This window comes from Flavobacterium hiemivividum (genome assembly GCF_004349145.1).
Taxonomy (GTDB): Bacteria; Bacteroidota; Bacteroidia; order Flavobacteriales; family Flavobacteriaceae; genus Flavobacterium; species Flavobacterium hiemivividum.
The window spans coordinates 40,925-58,572 of record NZ_SMFO01000011.1 but is presented as its reverse complement, the minus strand read 5'-3'; the positions used below and the strand labels follow the sequence as shown (position 1 = coordinate 58,572).

Sequence of the window (17,648 nt, the reverse complement as noted above, 5' to 3'; positions counted from 1 at the left end):
TGCACTCCAATTTACAAATATATGAGAACCAAGTCGTTAAAAAAGAATAAAATCAATGTGATCACTCTTGGGTGTTCTAAAAACATATACGATAGTGAAGTCCTAATGGGCCAACTGCGTGCCAGCGGAAAAGATGTGGAACATGAAGCACCAGCAGAAACAGAAGGAAACATTATTGTTATCAATACCTGCGGATTTATTGATAATGCTAAGGCAGAGTCAGTAAACATGATATTAGAATATGCTGACAAAAAAGAAAAAGGACTGGTTGACAAAGTTTTTGTAACTGGATGCCTTTCTGAAAGATACAGACCCGATTTAGAAAAAGAAATACCTAATGTAGATCAGTTTTTTGGAACTACTGAATTACCAGCATTATTAAAAGCTTTAGGAGCAGATTACAAGCATGAATTACTAGGAGAAAGACTAACTACGACTCCAAAAAACTACGCATACCTAAAAATTGCAGAAGGTTGCGATAGACCTTGTAGCTTTTGCGCTATTCCATTAATGCGAGGAAAACACGTTTCTCAAACTATTGAAAAACTTGTAAAAGAAGCAGAAGGATTAGCAAGAGACGGAGTAAAAGAATTGATCTTAATAGCTCAAGATTTGACATATTACGGTCTTGATATCTACAAGAAACGTAATCTTGCGGAATTATTAGAAGCACTAGTTAAAGTAGAAGGAATCGAATGGATCCGACTACACTATGCCTTCCCTACTGGTTTCCCAATGGACGTTTTGGAGATCATGAAACGTGAACCTAAGATTTGTAATTACATCGACATCCCGTTACAACACATTTCAGATTCTATCTTGAAATCTATGCGACGTGGAACGACTCAAGAAAAAACTACAAAATTATTAAAAGAATTTCGTGCAGCAGTTCCCGGAATGGCGATTCGTACGACTTTAATTGTAGGTTACCCTGGTGAAACACAAGAAGATTTTAATATTTTGAAAGATTTTGTTCAAGAAATGAAATTTGACAGAATGGGATGTTTTGCCTATTCTCACGAAGAAAACACACATGCTTATTTATTGGAAGATGACGTTCCTGCCGATGTGAAGCAAGATCGTGCCAACGAAATAATGGAATTACAATCTCAAATTTCATGGGATTTAAATCAAGAAAAACTGGGCAAAATATTTAAATGTATCATTGACAGAAAAGAAGGTGGTCATTTTGTAGGAAGAACAGAATTTGATAGTCCAGATGTAGATAATGAAGTACTGATTGATGCTTCTAAATTTTATTTAAAAACAGGAGACTTTGCTATGATTAAAATCATCGAAGCAACTGAATTTGATTTATACGGAGAGCCTGCTGAGTAATATCTATTCTCTTAACTAACACTATTTGACAACCATTTTACAAAAATAACTATGAAAACAATTCAAATTTTATTCGTTTTGGCACTTAGCTTATTAGCTGCTGACACCGTTTCTGCACAATACGGAAACAATGGCTACGGCAATAACGGCTATGGTAATCGAGGTTATAATAATGGTGGATATGGTGGCAATAACAGAATGAACCAAATACCTCAAGCGCAAGGTCAAGACAAACCTAAAGAAATACCTGTTGAGGTAACTGTGGGGAAAATAATGGAGAAATTAACTCCAGAACTCACTCTTGATCAATTGCAAGAAATTGCAATATCAAATGTTTTAATAGAAAGCATGAGATCGCAAGGTATTTTATTAAAAGATGAAACTAGTAGCCAAGACCAAAAAATAAAAGAAATTCAAGCACTATCTGAATCTACAGACAGAAAAATTAATAATTTTCTAAATGAGGATCAAAAAGTAAAATACAAGGCACTAAACGAAGAAGGTAACAACAAAAAGAAATCAAAAAGAAATAGGTAATTATTATTTCGAAAAAAAAGCCCTAATATCTATTTTTAATATGCAAAAATTCTATTTCTATCTTGTCGTGACTATCGTTATCGCGTCTTGCTCTACTAATCCATACAAGGCAAGCGAAAAAGAATATGATACGAAGCTTAATACCTTCAAAGAAACAATATCTAATAAAGAACCTGAGCCGCTACCTGCCGTAACTGTAACAACGATTAGCATTGACAACGCGTATACAAAACAATTGTACACGTTCAAAGACACGCTTTCAAAAACAGGAACCACGGCTTTAGAAAATGGAAGACAAACAGAGTGGATTAGTACAGTAAATTTCAATTTACGAAAACCCAATTCTGTTATTATTCACCATACAGCACAAGACTCGATTCAACAAACGATAAAAACGTTTACGTTGACCAGAACTCAAGTAAGTTCACATTACGTGATTGGTGATGATGGTCGCGTGGTACAAATGCTAAATGACTATTTGCGTGCATGGCATGCTGGGAAAGGTTCATGGGGAAAAGATACAGATATCAACTCATCTTCCATAGGCATCGAACTTGACAATAATGGAACTGAGCCTTTTTCGGAAGGACAGATTACTAGTTTGATGGCATTATTAAGCAAATTAAAAAAAGAGTATAATATTCCTACTCAAAATTTTCTAGCCCATTCTGACATCGCTCCAGCGCGTAAAAATGATCCGAGTGCTCTTTTTCCATGGAAAACATTAGCCGAAAACGGCTTTGGTGTATGGCAAGATGAAATTTTAGAAACGGCTCCGCTTGATTTTAATCCAGAACTGGGACTACGAATCATAGGATATGATACCAAAAATCTCTCGGCCGCAGTTAGAGCTTTTAAACTGCATTATATTCAAACAGAAATTGATTCAATTTTAAATCAAAACACTATAAATGTAATTTACTCAATTTATAAAAAGCAGTAAATCACTTCTTACAACTATTATAAACGCAGTTCTTTAGTAAATTAAAGAACTGTTTTTTTTTTATATATTAAACTCACTTGCCGAGGTTACAATTCAGTCATTAAAATAAAAAAAAACTGCCAGAACACCTATTAGAGTATTTTGACAGTCAAAAAAAAAAAATTATACTTTTAGAATCCGTACACCATTGCTAAAGCAAATTGAGAGGCAGATTTTGTAGGGTCACCGTTGGTTTTTTCGAAAATTTCATCAGAACCATTATCTAATCTAAACTCTGGAATAAAAGTTAATCCTCCCGCTTTTAGATTAGCTGAAAATGTTAATGCAGTTACTGAATCATCACCAGAACCTTCTTTAAATTTGAAATACTCGCCACGTAAACCTAAGCTAAATTTATCACTTACATCCACAGCAGGATATAATGCCACACCTGTATAACCTACTTTAGTATCATTTCTAAAGTCAGCAGCGTTTAAACCTAATTTAAATTTATCCGTAAGCTGGAAAGAGGCTGTTAAATCAATTATAGTTCCACTAACAGAACCATCCATAAAGTTCAAAAAAATACTTACACCTTCGGTAGGAGCTAGAGACAATTGCGCTCCAATTGCATTTAAACCTTTAATTGGATCTGCTTTATACATATTCCAAGAGTCATTAAAAGCACCTACCATAACGCCCACTTTATCTGAAATCGCATAATTTGCTTTCACTCCTGCATTTTGAAATGGTCCATTTGTAAATAAATAGGAAGTTGAATAATGAAAGTTCGCTACTGGAGAAATTACCTCATACCCTATAAATGTCCCCATAAAACCAGCTGTAAAACTCAATTTTTCGGTAGCTGCATAAGTAGCATATAAATTTTGGATATGGAAAGAATTGTCATCTTCTCCATCCCCGTTTAAAAGCGATTGATATTGACCTCTTGGACCAAAAGAAACCTCACCTACAAAAGATGCTTTGCCAGTTGTTTTTTTTAACATAATATCAAGCATCCCTAAAGAAACCGAATTCTGATCTGTTGCAAAACTAGTTTTTATATTTTCTTTCTTAGCAAAATCATATTTATAATACACATCTGCAGAACCTGAAATTTCCAATGGAGCGTCTTGAGCAAACCCTGCGTTTCCTATTAGCACAAAAGCTAAAATTCCAATTACTTTTTTCATCATTATTTTGTTTTGGTTGTTTATTATTTTGGCCTTCAATTGTTACTTTAACAATCAAATTTCCAACTTTGGTTGAGACGAATTTATTAACTTTTTGCATGGCTGGAACAATAATTTATCACTTTTTAATTAGATTTTGAAAGAATTATCAATTCGAAAAAATCACAACAAAAAAACAAGAAATACTTATTTTTGCCCACTAAAAAAAATCATATACATATTTGAAAATTTAAAAATACGCCCTTGTTTTTACTAAATTATAAAACTAAGTTGTACTTAAAACTAAAAATAAGTGCATAAAAATACAATCCATAAGATTTAACCCTATCAAAATAGGGGGTAGTTTATAATTTAAATGTTTTTTATAAATTAAAAATCCAAGCTATTTTAGTAACTTAATTTCTAATTAGATCATCTAACTTTTTATTTTATAGAGGTGTTTTGGGAAGGAAAATCGAGTAATAGTAAAATTCTACAACAGCCTATTTGAGTTAGAAAAGAACACAAAAAAAACACATGAATAGATTACTCATTCTAAGTATCTAATTATGCATTTTTGTTTTCAGTTATTGGTAGAAAAAGTTAAAAACGACGACAATCAAATAACAGATTAATTGGAGTCGAAAAATCAGCATAGTTTTAAAAACTTGTTAAACGCCATTTTTAAAATAGCTGCTATATTTGATTTATCGATAGTAGTATTTATTGTGCTCAAGAAATTATCAAAACTTTTTGACTTTGAAAAAGTCATTACTACTTTCGAACTAAATCAGAAATAAAAAAGCGATTGTTAAATAGAATTTACTCTATTCAACAATCGCTTATATCATTAATTTCACTTCTGCAACCCTAGCCTTAAGACAGCTCAATTTGTATTCTTTTGACCCTATAAATTAAAAATATTATAAACAATTATCCTGTCACCATAATTTATGTATAGTTGCTTTCTATTGTCCTGATTTTTCCTGGTTATAATAGAAAGTGTACAATCATCACCATTATTATCCTTACAAGTAAAAGAATAAACTACATCGGTATCATTTTCCTCCGTTGGTTGATATTCTATGATTTCAAACAATTGAATAATTTCGGAGTAAATAACAATTCTGCTTTTATTGGTATCCAGCGAAACCAAAACATTTACCAATTGTAATTCAGACCACTTTCCCCATTTCCCTCTTTCATTTTTTTCCAAAACACTAACACCTGATGTTTTGAATTTATAATTCTGACTGTAAGATTGTTGCAATCCAATTCCCAGGAATAGTAATATTATATATAATTTAATTTTGATCATTAGCTAAATAATTAAAAATCAAGATCTACTAATTCTTTTCTTGCTGCACTATAATCAGCCATTATTTCTAAAACAATTCCTTCTGCTGATTTTACTTCGTGAATCAAACCAGCAATCTGACCAATCTCTAACTCACCTTCCACTAAATCTCCTTCAAACATGCCTCGTTTAGCTCTAGCTCTACCTAATAACGCAACTAACTCCTCCTTTGTTGGACATTTCTCATATAAATTTTGAAGATCCTGAAAAAACTTGTTTTTTATTAATCGAACGGGAGCCAATTCTTTTAATGTAAGTTGAGTATCTCCTTCTTTGGTCTCTATTATTGTATTTTTAAAATTGTCATGCGCTGAAGATTCAATCGATGCAGCAAACCTACTACCTACCTGAACACCATCAGCACCCAAAACCATAGCGGCAAGCATACCACGACCGTTTGCAATACCTCCTGCTGCAATAACAGGAATTTCTATTTGCTCTTTTACCATAGGAATTAGCGTAAAAGTAGTAGTTTCATCTCGTCCATTATGACCTCCGGCCTCAAATCCTTCTGCGACTATAGCGTCAACGCCAGCATTTTGGGCTTTTAAAGCAAATAAAGTACTACTAACGACATGCACTACCGTGATACCATTTTCTTTTAAATACGGTGTCCATGTTTTTGGATTTCCAGCCGAAGTAAATACGATCTTCACTCCTTCTTCGACGATAATCTTCATGATTTCTTCTATATTGGGATACAACATAGGGACATTCACTCCAAAAGGTTTAGACGTTTCCCTTTTACATTTCTGAATGTGTTCTCGCAATACTTCAGGATACATCGATCCCGCTCCTATTAATCCTAATCCGCCTGCATTACTTACTGCACTGGCGAGTTTATGACCACTTACCCATATCATTCCAGCTTGAATAATGGGATATTGTATATTAAAAAGCTCTGTAATTCTATTCATCTAGTAGGTTGGATGTTATTGTTTTATTATTTTTCCGCTTTTCGAAAAAGCCTCTGATTCTATTTTATAGATATAAATTCCGTTGCTTAATGATTTCAATGAAAAAGTATTTCCTGAACTGCTAAAAGGTTGTTCGAAAATTTTCTGTCCTAAAATCGTATAAAAACCAACCGTTCCTTTATTAAAACTTTCCGGAAATTGAACCGAGATAAAGTCAGAAGTGGGATTTGGATAAGCCACAAAATAATTTTTATTGACATCGTTTACTGCAAGGGTCGAAGCTAAAGCCAAACTAAAATCGGGAATACCATAACCATATTGAGCTGTTGGTGTAGAATACCTATCAGCCGATTGGATAATTAATTCTCTGATTTCTTTATTTGTTTTAGCGGGAAATGCCTGCCAAAATGAAGCCACCATACCGGCCATAACAGGACCTGAAAAAGAGGTTCCGTTTGCCGTAACGATATTGCCAAATTCATCGGATAAAACGGTAGCCACCCCTTGTGCCATTACATCTGGTTTTATTCTCGCGTCAGAAGATGGCCCAATAGAACTGAATGAAGCTCTTGTTTCTGATGAATTAACAGCGCCAATAGCAAGTACAGAAACCGCATCTGCCGGCGCCCCTATATAAGGTTTAGAGCTACCGCCTTCATTCCCTGCAGAGGCGACAACAATCATTCCTCTACTAAAAGCAATTTCAGCACCTCTAGAAATAAAAGTTGTACTACCATTCATGTCAGAATAAGTATGATTATAAGCAGAATTGTCGAATTCGAAATAACCCAAAGACGTATTAATAATATCTACTCCTAGGCTATCTGCTTTTTCAGCAGCCTCAACCCAAAGTGATTCCTCAACAGGGTTCTCGCTATCTACATCTTCAGTTATAAATAAATAGTAAGAAGCATCTGGAGCCGTTCCTACCAATTTATTTTCGGCGTAACCTCCCATGGTTGAAAGTACCGAAGTACCATGTGAATCTGAAGTATAGAAATTTTCATCCCTTAATACAAAGTTATAACCACCTAAAATTTGATTATTATCTCTCAGTCTTTGAAAAGGTTGGGTTGTATTTACACCTAAGAAACCCGCATCTAGAATCGCTATAATCTTTCCTGTACCCGTATAATTTTGTTTATGTAAAACATCTCCGTGAAGCATCTTAATTTGATTATCAGACGAACCGTAAGCGTAGTCAATTTTTGTCTTCCGAGTCTTGCCTTGCGCTTTTTCCTTAAATCGCTTAGCTGTTTTCCCTGCCTGATTTAAGGACTTGTTTGCAAAGTCCACTTTTTCGACAAAAGCAAAGCTTTTTAATGAGTTTATCACCGATTGACTCCCTCGTACATGAATTGCATTCAGCCATTTTGATTTTGCCAAAACAGCAATTCCGGTCGCAGATTTTACTTGACTTATATATGTGGGATCTAGGGGAACATCTTTGAAATCAATTGCTATCTTTTGATTTGTTCTTCTGTCTATAGCTCTTTGAGAAAGTATTTTTGAAGGCGTGTCAAAATACAGCTGCTGATCGGATTTTGCATTAAAATAAACCCATGCATCTTCCTGGGAAAAGGATGTTGCATTGATGGATAATAATAAGAATAGAAAAAACTTTTTCATAGTCAACTTTTACATTAGACAAAACAATATTATCCTTTAATCAACTCCTATTTTAAATGAATGAAATGAAGGTATTTTACACTTTATTTTAGAAATAGAGTACTAATCTAAGAAATAACTCCCGAACCAACTAATTCATCTTCCACATACCAAGCAACAAACTGCCCTTCTGTGATCGCTGATTGAGGCTCGCGGAAAGACACATACATTCCGTTTTCAAATTGATGTAAAGTAGCCGCTTGCAATGGTTGTCTGTAGCGAATTCTTGCCATAACATCCATTTGTTCACCCTTAGCCAAAGTCATATCTGTTCGAATCCAGTGTATTTCTGATTTTTCTATAAATAGTCCTTTTCTAAACAAGCCTGGATGTTGACTGCTCAAACCGGTATAGATTGTATTAGTCTCTACATTAGTACCAATTATAAACAAAGGATCTTTTGTACCTCCCACGTTTAGTCCTTTTCGTTGACCAATGGTGAAATAATGAGCACCTTGATGCTTTCCTACCACTTTCCCCATATCTGGAGTATATTGCATTTTATTAGAAGCTAATGCGAATTCTTCTTCTAGAGACAAACCCTCTTGCTTTTCAACCTTGTAAATAGCATCGTCTTTGTCAATTTGGATTATTGCTCCTTCTTTTGGCTGTAACTTTTGCTGCAAGAATTCAGGTAAACGCACTTTACCAATAAAACACAACCCTTGAGAATCTTTCTTTTCGGCTGTTACTAATTCCATTTGAGTAGCGATTTCGCGTACTTCAGGTTTCGTTAATTCACCTATTGGAAACAAAGATTTAGACAATTGCTCTTGTGATAATTGACACAGAAAATACGATTGATCTTTATTCGTATCAGCACCAGCAAGTAATTGATAAACTGTTTCTCCGTTGACTTCGGTTTCGCTTTTTTTGCAATAATGACCTGTAGCAACATAATCTGCTCCAAGGCTCAAAGCAATTTTCATGAATACATCAAATTTTATTTCGCGGTTGCAAAGCACATCAGGATTAGGAGTTCGTCCTTTTTCATATTCATTGAACATGTAATCAACGATTTTCTCCTTGTATTCTTCGCTTAAGTCAACCGTTTGAAATGGGATTCCTAATTTTTCAGCAACTAGCAATGCATCATTGCTGTCTTCTAACCACGGACAATCATTAGATATGGTAACCGAATCGTCATGCCAGTTTTTCATAAAAAGACCTATCACTTCATATCCTTGTTGTTGCAATAAATAAGCGGCAACACTTGAATCCACACCTCCAGAAAGTCCTACTACAACTCGCTTCATTTTATACTCTTTAATAATTTTTACAAGACTGCAAAGTTACAATGTTTTTATTACAACCGCTGTTCAAGAATAAACTTAATTCCCCATCGCTTTTGAAGCACTTCCAGGCGTACTCATATTAACTTCCTTGACTAGTTTTCCATTGGTATAGAATTGCCAAATCCCAGATTTCTTCCCGTTGACAAACGCTCCTTTTGAAGCTATGTTCCCTTGTGTATCTTTAAAAATAGCTAAGCCATTGTATTCATTGTTTTTATAAATCGATTCTTCAAGCACAATACCGTTTTCTGAAAAATTCTTATAAACACCGTCTTTTACATTATTTCTATAATTTGTTTCTTCGGCGATTTTACCGCTAGGGTAATAAACAGATCGCAGGCCTTCTAACTTCCCATTTTTATAATTTTCAACCGTCATAATTGTTTTCGAAGCTTTATGGTAATACTTCCATTCCCCGTCAAACAATTTATTAATTACCTTCCCTTCGCTTACCTTATTTTTTGCCTGATCGTAAAAGATGGTATAAGCTGAATTGTCTGTGGCATTAAATTCCCTGGTCGCGATTATCGACTTTGCTTTCGTATCATCATAAAAACTAAAAATTCCAACTTCTTTTCCATGCTCGAAAGCACCCTCATACTTTTGTCTTTTGGAATCTGCATAAAAACCTTTCCAAGCACCATGCTTTTTTCCTTTTTCATCCAATTTATTAAAATCTGCTTGAGCTATTATAAAATGAGTTGAAAACAGTAAAAATAGTAAGAAACAAAATTTATATTTTTTCATTGTATTGGCTAATTTAAGGCTATTATTATCTAACAAAATTACTGCTTTTATATTTAACTCGATTTACTATTTAGTATACAATCGTTCAATGTCAATTACAATTGTATATAGTGTTTAAAAAATTCAAATTATTTAGTAAGTATTATATTTTGCACTATTTTCATTTAGCGCCAGAAGAACCTTTACTAAGATAGATTTGATTTTTTGTTTAACGTTAATCATAACTAAAAAACATTTCTTTTTTAACATAAAATCATAAAATACTAGTAATCATTAACTTGATTACTAATTATAATAAAAAAATTAAAGCTAAACAATTTTAAAAAAAAACATAAACTTTAGTTCTGTTTACTGTTTTTGCATTAAAATTAAACAAAATAGATTTATCTTAGCCTTAACAAATAAAAACAAAAAAACATGAAAAATCTATTTAAAACCAAAATCCTGGCCTTGATTGTCTGTCTATCAATCTTTGTAACCTCCTGTAGTAATGATGACAATACTCCTGTCGTTGACAATACAATAACAGGAATTGCATCAAAAACAGCTGATTTCAGTATTCTTGTTCAAGCATTAACAAAAGCCGAACTGGCAACGACCTTACAAGGAAGCGGACCTTATACCGTATTCGCACCTACTAATGCTGCGTTTACCGCATTTCTTGCTACAACGCCTTATGCAACGATAAATGACGTTCCAAAAGCTGCTTTAACAGAAATCTTATTAAATCACGTTATTTCCGGTAGCATCAAATCGACTGCATTAACTACTGGTTATATCAAAACTTTGGCTAAAGGGACTGCTTCTACCACTAACAATTTGAGTATGTTTGTGAATACAGCAGCTGGTGCAGTAAAACTAAACGGTGTAGCAACAGTAACAACTGCTGACATAATGGCTTCTAATGGCGTTATACATATCGTAGATAAAGTGATAGGTTTACCAACTATTGTGACGCACGCTACTGCAAATCCTAATTTCACTTCCTTGGTGGGTGCTTTAACGGGAGCTGGCCAACCTGATTTCGTAACAATTTTATCAGGAACTGGGCCTTTTACAGTATTTGCTCCTACCAATGATGCCTTTACATCATTAAATACCGAGTTAGCTCCAGGCGGGATCGCAGCTGTTTCTGCAGCTAATTTGACAAAAGTATTACAATACCATGTGGTGTCGGGAAATATTCTTGCAGCTAGTCTAACAGAAGGCCAAATTGTTTCAACACTTCAAACTCCGCAAACATTTACTGTTGAACTAGCTGGTGGTGCCAAAATTAAAGATTCGAGAGGTAGAATCTCAACTATCGTTGCCACTGATGTACAATGTTCAAATGGCGTTATTCATGTACTAAACAAAGTACTACTTCCTACTTTTTAAAAAACAGTAATATAAATAAAATATGATACCTCAAAAAGCGAAATGCTTTTTGGGGTATTTTTTGAATGTTAAAATCAGTACGTACTGAAATACCATACTTACAGAAAGTCCTATTTTATAAAATACAGTGGATCAATCAGCACGAAATTCTTCGAAAATTATAAAAAAATATAGTCCTAAAGTATCGTTATAACAGTACTGGAACCAGAATTTACTGAATAAATTCATTAAACATCTTCAAAATGTGGAAAACCGTACTCCCTCTATAAAAGGAACTCTTACCTTTGATATTAAATCCAGTAACGGAATTCAATCAAACATGCAATTCCATAAATAAGTGACATCGTTATGTTCAAAAAAGTATTAGTTGCCGAAGATTTAGATAGTATCAGCATTACCGTTGTACAAGCTCTTGAAACACTTTCAGTTGAAGAAATTCAACATTCTAAATATTGTGATGAGGCATTTTTAAAAATAAAAAAAGCACTGCAAGACAATGAACCCTATGATCTACTAATCAGTGACCTATCGTTTAAAGCAGACCATCGCGAAAACAAACTCACTAGCGGCGAAGAACTTATTGAAGCTGTAAAAAAAATACAACCTGATATTAAAACAATTGTATTCTCAATAGAAGATAAGTCCTACCGAATAAAATCATTGTTTAATAATTTAGGAATTAATGCCTATGTTTCAAAAAGTAGACAAAGTATTCCGGAACTTAAGAGTGCAGTTCAAAGCATTTTTGAATCCAATGAAAAAAATATATCTCCAGAATTAGCTTATGCTTTAAATGAGAAATCATTTCATGAAATTGAGGCCTACGATATATCACTTTTAAAGCTATTATCCAATGGATACATCCTAGATGAAATTTCAATAGCATTCAAAAATACGGGAATAATTCCTAATGGTAGCAGTAGTATAGAAAAGCGAATTAACAAACTGAAAATCTATTTCAAAGCGAATAATAATGTGCATTTAATAGCAATCGCAAAAGATCTAGGACTAGTTTAAGAAATAAAAATTACCCTTCTTTCGATATAAATTCACAAACTACTGTATATTTAATAAGCATTTCAAATGTTGTGCTCAACTACTACATAGCACTATTTTACACTTATGATCTAAAATCTCTAGTAGACAAACTCTATAAAAAATAGCCCTTTACGGTTTCCCGTAAGGATACCACTTTTAATACATTTAATTTCGCTTCGCTTTTAACAACAAGAGTTAAAATTGAAACAATGAAGTCATGAAAACGGAGAAGAAAATAGCAGCATTGAATTATACTAAATTAAGGAAAAACAAAGAACCGACTAACAAATGGGGCAAACATCTTGATGACTACAAAAACTATGTAAAGGAATACATCAAGCATTTTAATAAAGCGGAGAAGGGAAATAATGCTTCTTTAGCCATTTATCCGTATATGCGAATTAGATGGGAAGCATTAAATAACCGACTTATCTCTGCCAGCAAAAAGAATCTTTTGACCGAAAAACAAATTAAAAAAGTAAATAAAATTCAGTCTAAAACGGATAATTCAAATCCTCTATAATTCCTTTCTACACAAATAACAATTATAAATTTAGAAGTAAATAATTTATTCCTGCTCTTTAAAAACAATTTGTAATGAGGTATCCCGTAAAGAAATTAGCATTACTACTTGTACTTTTGAAAAAATAAAAATTAAACAAGATGACCAGAAAAATAAAAACCATACCTATTACACTATTTTTCATGTCTATCGGGCTTATCTCTTGTAAAAAAACGGATGACACAATAAACGCGCGCATTCATTCCACTTTTGAGGTTAATAATACTTTTAAAACTACGGAACTTAGCCAACATGACTATAAAGTTGTAGGAACTGATGAAAATGGCGAAAATGTTCATGGCAACATAAATATTGAAGGCAAAATTGGTGTTGGTTATCTTAGCACGACAAATGCTACGAATATTGAAGTTGTAGTGGAATGGATTAATAAACACACCTTATTAGCCACTGATTTAGAAGGTTTCGAATACACCTTAACAACAAAGTAAGACACTAAACAAGCCTTTAGCTCTATCACAATTCCATAAATTCACAAACCAGCACGAAGTCTATTAGCACCTTGTTCACTATAAGTTGATAGACTTCAATATTATAACTGAATTATCTACAAATAAAATGCCCCCAAAAGCGTAAAACTTTTGGGGGCATTTTTAATATGAAAGGATTTCTACGAAATAGAAATTATTTTTTCTTTTTGTCAAGTGCTTTTTGAGCCTCAGCTTGTTCCATCACTTCTTGAAGTTTACGTTGGAATTTACCTTGTTTCTTAGGCTCTTTTTTCTTGTTCTCTTGAATTTCATTATGAATCTTATCACTATCAATAATATAGTTTTTAATAATAAGCATGATTCCTATTGTAATTGTATTCGAAACAAAATAGTACAAACTCAATCCAGAAGCATAACTATTAAAGAAAAACAACATCATTAATGGCGAAACATAAATCATTATTTTCATCATTTTGGCCATATCTGGCATCCCTTCCTGGGTAGGCGTCGCCATTTGTTGATCTCCAGTTGTCATTTTCATGTAAAAGAAAATAGCAATAGAGGCCAGAATAGGAAACAAACTAATATGACTTCCGTAAAATGGAATATGAAATGGTAGTTCATAAATAGAGTCAAACGAAGATAAATCGTCTGCCCATAAGAATCCTTGTTGTCTTAATCCTATTGCCGATGGAAAGAACTGAAATAAAGCATAGAAAATAGGAGCCTGCATCAATCCGGGAATACAACCAGCCATAGGGTTCACACCCGCTTTATTGTAAAGCTTCATTGTTTCCTGTTGCTTTTTCATTGGATCTTTTTTGAATTTTTCCCCTAGCTCCATAATTTCAGGACGCAATACTTTCATCTTAGCTTGTGACAAAAATGATTTGTAAGTAATAGGAGACATCAATAATTTTACCAATATTGTAAACAATATAATAGCCCAACCATGTTGAATAAACATACTTAAGAAACCATACATTGGTATAAAAGCATGACGGTTAATCCATCCAAAAATACCCCAACCCAAAGCCACGATATCCTCTAAGTTTCTATCGTATTTTTTTAACAAAGTATAATCCGTTGGTCCGTAGTACCAATTCATTTTTTGGTCAATCTCACCATTTTTGAATGCTAATGGAACAATGGCTTTAAACTGCTTTGTATAAACCGAATCAATTTGCTCGTCCTTAACTAAATTATTAGAAAATATTTCTGCTTTGGTAAAAGGTACATCCGATAATAAAATCGATGTGAAAAAGTGTTGCTTATAAGCAATATAAGAAACATCTGTAACCGTTTCCGCTTCGTCATTTCCTAGACCTAGATAATCACTTTTCCCTTCTTCATGTTCGTAGTAAAGTTCAGCATAGCGATTTTCATAACTGATACTTTTCTCGTTTGTGTAGCTTTTTAAATCCCATTCAAGATTTAAAGGTTTTGAAGAGTTTAAAACTTTATTTAAACCTTTAGAATGAATAACAAAGTCAAGCATATAATCATCTGCCTTCAAGACATACTTATATTCTAAGTACTCGCTAGCACCCGCTTTTAATCGCATGCTAAGCACTTGATCAGAACCTACTTTTGTTAAATTAGGTTCGAAGAATAAATCTTTAGTATTTAAAGTACGGTTGTCACTTGTAATCAACTGCACATTCAAATTAGCATTATTGTCTTTAATTAATGCAACTAATTCACCTGATCCTTTATTAAATCTTTCGTAATTTTTCAGAGTCGCTTCTACAATATATCCTCCCTTATTAGCTATTTTTAATTTAACTAATTCATTTTCGATAGTTGTAAAACCTTCTTTAGCAGACGGTAATGTCGCTGAATAAGCAAAGTTTCCAAGCTTTTTTTCTAAATTAGCTAATTGTGTAGAATCTCCAGTAGTAGCAACCGCTTCCGTAGCTTGGGCAACCACTTTATCATTCAATTCTTTAGCTTGAGCCTCTTTTATCACCAATTCCTTCTGCGCTTTCTCAGCAGCAATTGCAACAGGATCAGGTTGATTTTGATACATTATCCAAATCAATATCCCGAAGATCAATGCAAAACCAATTATCGAATTCGGGTCAAATTTCTTTTGTTCCATTATTATAAAAATTATTTATGTTTTATTGCTTATCCTTTCCCGACAAACAAAAATTAGATTTCATTATCTTATTGATGTACTGAAATTATTTCTTTTTTGCTTTAACGGCAGCGGCTACAAAATTCACAAAAATAGGATGTGGGTTTGCAACGGTACTTTTATATTCAGGATGGTATTGTACACCAATGAAAAATGGATGGTCTTCTAATTCAACGATTTCAACTAATCCAGTGTCTGGATTTACTCCTGATGCTTTTAATCCAGCATTTTGCAATGCCTCTACATAAGCACTATTGTACTCATAACGATGACGGTGACGTTCAGAAATAGTCGATTGTCCGTAAATTTTATAAGCTAATGAATCTTCTTTAATATCACATTTCCAAGCTCCAAGACGCATTGTCCCTCCTTTGTCAGTCACATTTTTTTGCTCTTCCATTAAATTAACAACTGGATGCGCAGTGCGCTCATTCATTTCTGTCGAATTGGCATCAGCAAATCCTAAAATATTTCTAGAATATTCTATAACTGCCATTTGCATACCCAAACAAATTCCGAAAAATGGAACTTTATTCTCACGTGCATAACGAACGGCTTCTATTTTACCTTCAATTCCTCTTTCTCCAAAACCTGGCGCTACCAATATACCGTCAAGATTTCTGAATTTCTCTTCGATATTTGAGGCGTCAATATATTCAGAATGGATTGAAATTATATTTACTTTAGTCTCATTTGAAGCTCCTGCATGAATAAACGCTTCTAAAATTGATTTGTAACAATCTTGCATTTCTACATATTTCCCAATCAAACCAATATTTATAGAATGCTTAGGGTTTTTTAATCTCTTCAAGAAAGTATTCCAGTTTTTCAAATCTGGAGCTGCTTTTTTAGGCAAGTCTAGTTTCTTTAACGCAACAACATCAAGACCTTCTTCTAACATTAAATTAGGTACTTCATAAATAGTTGCAGCATCAATAGATTGAATAACTGCTTCTCTTTTTACATTACAAAACAAGGCTAATTTATTGCGAATTTCATCTGAAATTTCATGCTCTGTTCTACAAACCAAAATATCAGCTTTAATTCCGCTTTCCATTAAAGTTTTTACAGAATGTTGTGTAGGTTTTGTTTTTAATTCTCCTGCAGCAGCTAAATAAGGCACTAATGTCAAGTGAATTACAATTGCATTATGCTCCCCTAGATCCCAAACAAGTTGGCGAACAGACTCAATATATGGTAAAGATTCGATGTCACCTACTGTTCCACCTATTTCGGTTATAACAATATCAAAATCACCTGAATTACCAAGCAATTGCATTCTGTCTTTTATTTCATTGGTAATATGCGGAACAACTTGAACCGTTTTTCCTAGAAATTCTCCTCTTCTTTCTTTTTCAATAACTGAAAGATAAATTCTCCCTGTGGTAACATTATTTGCTTGAGAAGTAGGGACATTCAAGAAACGCTCGTAATGACCTAAATCTAAATCAGTTTCAGCTCCATCATCCGTAACATAACATTCTCCATGTTCGTATGGGTTTAAAGTCCCCGGATCAACATTTAAATAGGGGTCGAACTTCTGGATAGTCGTTCTATATCCTCGTGCTTGTAACAATTTTGCCAATGATGCTGCAATTATACCTTTTCCTAAAGAAGAAGTCACACCGCCAGTAACAAAAATATATTTCGTTTGATTCATGCTGTAGTTGTTTGTATTGTAGTTGTCTAAAAAACTCGGCAAAAATACGATTATAAATTGAGAATATGCTAATTTGAAAATGAGATAATTTGTAAAATTGACAATTGCTTAATACAACCCTTATAAAGTAAAAAACCACAATAATTTCTTAAATTATTATGGTTTCGGATATCGTTTTTTAATATTTCTTATCAATTCCTCCAGTCCATTGAGCTTTAACTCATATATAAGTTTTAATTGCTCGCCTAATTCTCCCTTTGGAAACCCTTTGTTGCTGTACCATACTACATAGTACTCCGGTAAATCAATTAAGAATTTCCCTTCATACTTTCCAAAAGGCATTTTAGTATGAGCCAGTTTTATAAGTTGTTGTTGATTTTTATCCATGAAGTAAAAGTAGGAGATTTGAGAAAAGAACAAAGAAAAAAGAGGATATAATATAGAGACTATATGAGAACCTTTTCTCAGA

The 17,648-nt window shown here is 33.4% G+C and carries 16 protein-coding genes; 7 read left to right on the top strand and 9 right to left on the bottom strand.

What is annotated here, in order from left to right; genetic code table 11:
* Window positions 1–21 precede the first annotated feature (21 nt).
* The 3 genes from rimO to E0F98_RS13110 are packed head-to-tail and all read left to right on the top strand — an operon-like array spanning window position 22 to window position 2,818.
* The gene (gene rimO, locus E0F98_RS13120) at window positions 22–1,338 is read left to right on the top strand and encodes a 30S ribosomal protein S12 methylthiotransferase RimO (RefSeq protein ID WP_132112216.1); all 1,317 of its coding nucleotides are present in this window, start codon (window positions 22–24) and stop codon (window positions 1,336–1,338) included.
* A 51-nt stretch (window positions 1,339–1,389) separates the two neighbouring features.
* Entirely contained in the window at window positions 1,390–1,875 is a 486-nt protein-coding gene (locus E0F98_RS13115) for a hypothetical protein (protein WP_132112214.1), read from the top strand.
* Window positions 1,876–1,915: 40 nt separating this feature from the next.
* On the top strand, window positions 1,916–2,818 hold the full coding sequence (locus E0F98_RS13110; RefSeq protein ID WP_132112212.1) for an N-acetylmuramoyl-L-alanine amidase: 903 nt from the start codon (window positions 1,916–1,918) through the stop codon (window positions 2,816–2,818).
* 170 nt (window positions 2,819–2,988) lie between these two features.
* Here E0F98_RS13110 and E0F98_RS13105 read toward each other — a convergent pair whose 3' ends face one another.
* The 6 genes from E0F98_RS13105 to E0F98_RS13080 form a co-directional block, all read right to left on the bottom strand.
* Complete coding sequence (locus E0F98_RS13105; protein ID WP_132112210.1) at window positions 2,989–3,990, bottom strand: outer membrane beta-barrel protein; 1,002 nt, start codon at window positions 3,988–3,990, stop codon at window positions 2,989–2,991.
* An 886-nt stretch (window positions 3,991–4,876) separates the two neighbouring features.
* Window positions 4,877–5,287 carry a hypothetical protein gene (locus tag E0F98_RS13100; RefSeq protein ID WP_132112208.1) on the bottom strand — a complete coding sequence of 137 codons (411 nt, stop codon included), beginning with the start codon at window positions 5,285–5,287 and terminating at the stop codon, window positions 4,877–4,879.
* An 11-nt stretch (window positions 5,288–5,298) separates the two neighbouring features.
* Window positions 5,299–6,243 carry an NAD(P)H-dependent flavin oxidoreductase gene (locus E0F98_RS13095; RefSeq protein ID WP_132112206.1) on the bottom strand — a complete coding sequence of 315 codons (945 nt, stop codon included), beginning with the start codon at window positions 6,241–6,243 and terminating at the stop codon, window positions 5,299–5,301.
* A 15-nt stretch (window positions 6,244–6,258) separates the two neighbouring features.
* A complete protein-coding gene (locus tag E0F98_RS13090; protein WP_132112204.1) occupies window positions 6,259–7,872 on the bottom strand; it encodes a S8 family peptidase in 1,614 nt (537 codons plus the stop codon).
* A gap of 107 nt (window positions 7,873–7,979) precedes the next feature.
* Complete coding sequence (gene mnmA / locus E0F98_RS13085; RefSeq protein WP_132112203.1) at window positions 7,980–9,167, bottom strand: tRNA 2-thiouridine(34) synthase MnmA; 1,188 nt, start codon at window positions 9,165–9,167, stop codon at window positions 7,980–7,982.
* A 75-nt stretch (window positions 9,168–9,242) separates the two neighbouring features.
* Window positions 9,243–9,953 carry a toxin-antitoxin system YwqK family antitoxin gene (locus tag E0F98_RS13080; protein ID WP_132112201.1) on the bottom strand — a complete coding sequence of 237 codons (711 nt, stop codon included), beginning with the start codon at window positions 9,951–9,953 and terminating at the stop codon, window positions 9,243–9,245.
* Window positions 9,954–10,370: 417 nt separating this feature from the next.
* Between E0F98_RS13080 and E0F98_RS13075 the strand changes: the two genes are divergently transcribed.
* The 4 genes from E0F98_RS13075 (at window position 10,371) to E0F98_RS13060 (ending at window position 13,379) form a co-directional block, all read left to right on the top strand.
* Window positions 10,371–11,330 carry a fasciclin domain-containing protein gene (locus E0F98_RS13075; RefSeq protein WP_132112199.1) on the top strand — a complete coding sequence of 320 codons (960 nt, stop codon included), beginning with the start codon at window positions 10,371–10,373 and terminating at the stop codon, window positions 11,328–11,330.
* A gap of 348 nt (window positions 11,331–11,678) precedes the next feature.
* The gene (locus E0F98_RS13070; protein ID WP_132112197.1) at window positions 11,679–12,347 is read left to right on the top strand and encodes a DNA-binding transcriptional response regulator; all 669 of its coding nucleotides are present in this window, start codon (window positions 11,679–11,681) and stop codon (window positions 12,345–12,347) included.
* Window positions 12,348–12,585: 238 nt separating this feature from the next.
* Window positions 12,586–12,891, top strand: coding sequence for a hypothetical protein (locus E0F98_RS13065; protein ID WP_132112195.1), 306 nt, complete (start codon window positions 12,586–12,588; stop codon window positions 12,889–12,891).
* A gap of 140 nt (window positions 12,892–13,031) precedes the next feature.
* A complete protein-coding gene (locus E0F98_RS13060; RefSeq protein WP_132112193.1) occupies window positions 13,032–13,379 on the top strand; it encodes a hypothetical protein in 348 nt (115 codons plus the stop codon).
* A gap of 193 nt (window positions 13,380–13,572) precedes the next feature.
* Here E0F98_RS13060 and yidC read toward each other — a convergent pair whose 3' ends face one another.
* From yidC to E0F98_RS13045, 3 genes are all read right to left on the bottom strand, one after another.
* Window positions 13,573–15,480 carry a membrane protein insertase YidC gene (gene yidC / locus E0F98_RS13055; protein WP_132112191.1) on the bottom strand — a complete coding sequence of 636 codons (1,908 nt, stop codon included), beginning with the start codon at window positions 15,478–15,480 and terminating at the stop codon, window positions 13,573–13,575.
* Between the two features lie 85 nt (window positions 15,481–15,565).
* Window positions 15,566–17,179: a CTP synthase gene (locus E0F98_RS13050; protein WP_132112189.1), complete on the bottom strand. Its 1,614-nt coding sequence runs from the start codon at window positions 17,177–17,179 to the stop codon at window positions 15,566–15,568.
* Window positions 17,180–17,335: 156 nt separating this feature from the next.
* Complete coding sequence (locus E0F98_RS13045) at window positions 17,336–17,566, bottom strand: DUF3820 family protein (protein WP_132112187.1); 231 nt, start codon at window positions 17,564–17,566, stop codon at window positions 17,336–17,338.
* Between the last annotated feature and the right edge of the window lie 82 nt (window positions 17,567–17,648).

What these genes read in the sequence shown, in the direction of transcription:
- E0F98_RS13070 (WP_132112197.1), top strand. Translation starts at nt 11,679, where the DNA reads ATGTTCAAAAAAGTATTAGTTGCCGAAGATTTAGATAGTATCAGCATT.
- E0F98_RS13100 (WP_132112208.1), bottom strand. Translation starts at nt 5,287, where the DNA reads ATGATCAAAATTAAATTATATATAATATTACTATTCCTGGGAATTGGA.
- yidC (WP_132112191.1), bottom strand. Translation starts at nt 15,480, where the DNA reads ATGGAACAAAAGAAATTTGACCCGAATTCGATAATTGGTTTTGCATTG.
- rimO (WP_132112216.1), top strand. Translation starts at nt 22, where the DNA reads ATGAGAACCAAGTCGTTAAAAAAGAATAAAATCAATGTGATCACTCTT.
- E0F98_RS13090 (WP_132112204.1), bottom strand. Translation starts at nt 7,872, where the DNA reads ATGAAAAAGTTTTTTCTATTCTTATTATTATCCATCAATGCAACATCC.
- E0F98_RS13060 (WP_132112193.1), top strand. Translation starts at nt 13,032, where the DNA reads ATGACCAGAAAAATAAAAACCATACCTATTACACTATTTTTCATGTCT.
- E0F98_RS13095 (WP_132112206.1), bottom strand. Translation starts at nt 6,243, where the DNA reads ATGAATAGAATTACAGAGCTTTTTAATATACAATATCCCATTATTCAA.
- E0F98_RS13105 (WP_132112210.1), bottom strand. Translation starts at nt 3,990, where the DNA reads ATGAAAAAAGTAATTGGAATTTTAGCTTTTGTGCTAATAGGAAACGCA.
- E0F98_RS13065 (WP_132112195.1), top strand. Translation starts at nt 12,586, where the DNA reads ATGAAAACGGAGAAGAAAATAGCAGCATTGAATTATACTAAATTAAGG.
- E0F98_RS13050 (WP_132112189.1), bottom strand. Translation starts at nt 17,179, where the DNA reads ATGAATCAAACGAAATATATTTTTGTTACTGGCGGTGTGACTTCTTCT.
- E0F98_RS13080 (WP_132112201.1), bottom strand. Translation starts at nt 9,953, where the DNA reads ATGAAAAAATATAAATTTTGTTTCTTACTATTTTTACTGTTTTCAACT.
- mnmA (WP_132112203.1), bottom strand. Translation starts at nt 9,167, where the DNA reads ATGAAGCGAGTTGTAGTAGGACTTTCTGGAGGTGTGGATTCAAGTGTT.
- E0F98_RS13045 (WP_132112187.1), bottom strand. Translation starts at nt 17,566, where the DNA reads ATGGATAAAAATCAACAACAACTTATAAAACTGGCTCATACTAAAATG.
- E0F98_RS13075 (WP_132112199.1), top strand. Translation starts at nt 10,371, where the DNA reads ATGAAAAATCTATTTAAAACCAAAATCCTGGCCTTGATTGTCTGTCTA.
- E0F98_RS13115 (WP_132112214.1), top strand. Translation starts at nt 1,390, where the DNA reads ATGAAAACAATTCAAATTTTATTCGTTTTGGCACTTAGCTTATTAGCT.
- E0F98_RS13110 (WP_132112212.1), top strand. Translation starts at nt 1,916, where the DNA reads ATGCAAAAATTCTATTTCTATCTTGTCGTGACTATCGTTATCGCGTCT.